3 protein-coding genes are annotated in these 2,589 nt (G+C 46.4%); 1 reads left to right on the forward strand and 2 read right to left on the reverse strand.

Going from position 1 to position 2,589, the window contains the following annotated elements; all coding sequences use genetic code 11:
- Positions 1-284 precede the first annotated feature (284 nt).
- Complete coding sequence (locus HK25_RS12090) at positions 285-1,214, forward strand: hypothetical protein (RefSeq protein WP_086636385.1); 930 nt, start codon at positions 285-287, stop codon at positions 1,212-1,214.
- A 280-nt stretch (positions 1,215-1,494) separates the two neighbouring features.
- On the opposite strand, the gene HK25_RS12095 is transcribed toward HK25_RS12090, so the two are convergent.
- Positions 1,495-1,674 carry a hypothetical protein gene (locus tag HK25_RS12095; protein WP_086636386.1) on the reverse strand — a complete coding sequence of 60 codons (180 nt, stop codon included), beginning with the start codon at positions 1,672-1,674 and terminating at the stop codon, positions 1,495-1,497.
- A 44-nt stretch (positions 1,675-1,718) separates the two neighbouring features.
- Complete coding sequence (locus tag HK25_RS12100; RefSeq protein WP_086636387.1) at positions 1,719-2,543, reverse strand: BRO family protein; 825 nt, start codon at positions 2,541-2,543, stop codon at positions 1,719-1,721.
- Between the last annotated feature and the right edge of the window lie 46 nt (positions 2,544-2,589).

A 2,589-nucleotide genomic window follows, 5' to 3' on the forward strand; every position in this document is an offset into this window, starting at 1 on the left:
GCGTTGTGCGTCAGTCATTTGCTCAAGAGTAAGGCCAGAACGCATCTGCGTGATCAAACACGCCACGTTCCAGTCTCTGGGCTTCGTCAGATGCTCACGGTAGTTTTCCGTGCAGCAGCCCGGCCATAACTCGTTTGTATTGCTCATGATTCGTCATAGTACAAACTACCGGCGAGTACCAGAGTTTTCGTAGCTCTAAATTATTCTTTTATAAAGATCATTTTAAAGGCAGAATACTGATGTGTTTTAAGTAAATGGTTGGTTTTGGGCCCGGATAGAAAATCATGAAAAACAAAGAGTTAGCGCCATCTGGAGTTGATTTGATCCCACCCCCTTCGCAGGGGAGTTTATTCCGCGTTGAGAAGCAGGCGGAGATAAATGGGGTAGAGATGGGAGTCCTTGATAATGGTATCCCTTATCTAACAGAAAGTGGTCTGGCGCGGATGTGTGGGATAGATCGTAAGGTTTTGAATCGCCTTGCATCAGGTTGGATTTCAGAAAAAAATAAACCGCGCGGGCAAAAAATAAACGCACTATTACGAGATAATGGATATAGTGAGGATTCACTTTACTTACCTTCGGAGCATAATGGAATATCTATAAATGCTTATCCAGAACCAGTTTGCTTATCTATTCTTGAATACTATGCATTTGTTTCTGACGATCCCAGGTCCCAAGCTATAGCTGCTTTTCGCACTTTAGCTAAGACAACCTTTCGGGCATTTATTTATGGAGCCGTAGGTTATTCCCCTAGTAGCCAAGCGATTGATAGCTGGAAGCATTTCCATGATAGAATTGATATGACGTTAGATTCAGTTCCCGAGGGTTATTTTAGTGTTTTCAGAGAAATAGCCTCAATGATTGTTCCTATGATACGAGCTGATATTATTATCAGTGATAAGGTTATCCCAGATATTTCCGTAGGAAAAGCATGGTCTCATTATTGGAAAAATAATGAGCTTGATAAATATGGAGATCGTATAAAATACGATCATAGTTACCCCACATATTATCCACAAGCTAAAAGTAACCCTCAACCATCTTTTGCGTATCCAGATGTTATAATTAGCATTTTCAGGTCATGGCTTCGCAGAGAGTATATAAATAATAAGCTTCCTACATATTTAACAGGACAAATAAAGAAAGGCAGCTTGCCAAAATCAACAGCAACTAAAGTAATAGAGTCTTTTTCAGGTAAAAAACTTGAGAGTTAGTAGTCTTTATCCAAAAGAAAAGCCGCCCAGCGCCAACTGGACGGCCTCTCGATTGGGATTGTGTCTCGCTAAACAGAGAAAAGACCCGGCATTAACCGCAAGGTTAACCGGTCGCTTGTCTGAGCAAGAACATAGCCTTTTGACAGTGGCTGATGTTTACTCTTTATCGTAATCTATCTGTTGGTACAAGTATTTTTACCCCTCTTACGCTTTCGCCTGATCCGCCCTGATCCACCCAGAGACGCCGGTTAGGCGGAGCGGTCTGATGACCGCTTCCTTGTTAAGCGATTGCTATGAGTTGTTTTTCAGCGTCCTCAAGATCATCCCACATCTGCATGATAGCCCGCGCACCAGCCTGTAGATACTCTCGTGCCATTGGTGAGGGGAGATTTCGCTCCTCTATATCTGCTACAACCTGCAAAGTCAGACCAATATTGTAACCCAATGCGGCCCAATTCATTCTCGCACCAGCGTTGCCACCCCCGAAGGGATGGCGGGCCGTAGTCAGGCCGTTTCCGCTGGCGTCAGGGCAAAAGGGCGCAAAAACTCCACAACAGATGGCTTCCATTTAAGTTGCTGCTGTGAGCCTTTCCCACCCTTACGGGTTGAGTCGAACATCCGACCGTAAGCAAGCCCCTTTTCAGTCATACTCCAGTCACTACCAGATGATGAACCAGGAGTATGTTTCTGAAGGTGCAGCTCTTCACTTAGAAGCTGATTAACCTTCCTGCCGGACAATCCAAGTTCAGCACCCAGCTCAGTCGGGGTTTGGTAATTATCCTGATTTGGGGCAGTCAAGGAGGCCAGCCCCAATGCTGGCAGCGGGTTCTCTCCACACTTACTCAGGCAGTAATTCCCGGCACTGATTGTCGCCTGATTATCATCAAAGCCAATAATCTTCGCGATACCGTAGCCGTCCTTAAATGCTTTCAGCACGGAAGGCTTGCGGACGCGTTTTAGTTTGGGGGCGGTAGCGACAGAGTAAGAGCCAGTCTTGCGGATGGACGGGATAACCTCGCTGGTAATCCATTTTTTGAATCGCTTGGCGGCAGACTTGCGGCTGGTCAGGACGAGGGACCACAGGCCGGACTCATTGATAATCGTGCGGTCAGCGTTGAGATTCCCACTATCGCTAATAGCGACAGTGGTCTTTTCATCATCATCCAGACGACTTGCCGCATGAGGCGCATTGGCGATTTCTAGCACCTTGCATACATCAGCAAGAACCCACCACGGCTCACCATTGCGATCGTTGACGCGGACCTCAGTCCCTTCGAAATTGAAGGGGACGATTGCGGGCGTGACACCCGATGTGATAACATCGCTCATATCAGTGTTTTCCTATTCACTGTCAGAGGCATCAGACTGCTTTCCT

Source organism: Acetobacter sp. DsW_059 (genome assembly GCF_002153695.1).
GTDB classification, from domain to species: domain Bacteria; phylum Pseudomonadota; class Alphaproteobacteria; order Acetobacterales; family Acetobacteraceae; genus Acetobacter; species Acetobacter thailandicus.

Bases quoted from the DNA above. Each gene is read 5' to 3' on its own strand.
- HK25_RS12095 (WP_086636386.1), bottom strand. From the start codon at position 1,674: ATGAATTGGGCCGCATTGGGTTACAATATTGGTCTGACTTTGCAGGTT.
- HK25_RS12100 (WP_086636387.1), bottom strand. From the start codon at position 2,543: ATGAGCGATGTTATCACATCGGGTGTCACGCCCGCAATCGTCCCCTTC.
- HK25_RS12090 (WP_086636385.1), top strand. From the start codon at position 285: ATGAAAAACAAAGAGTTAGCGCCATCTGGAGTTGATTTGATCCCACCC.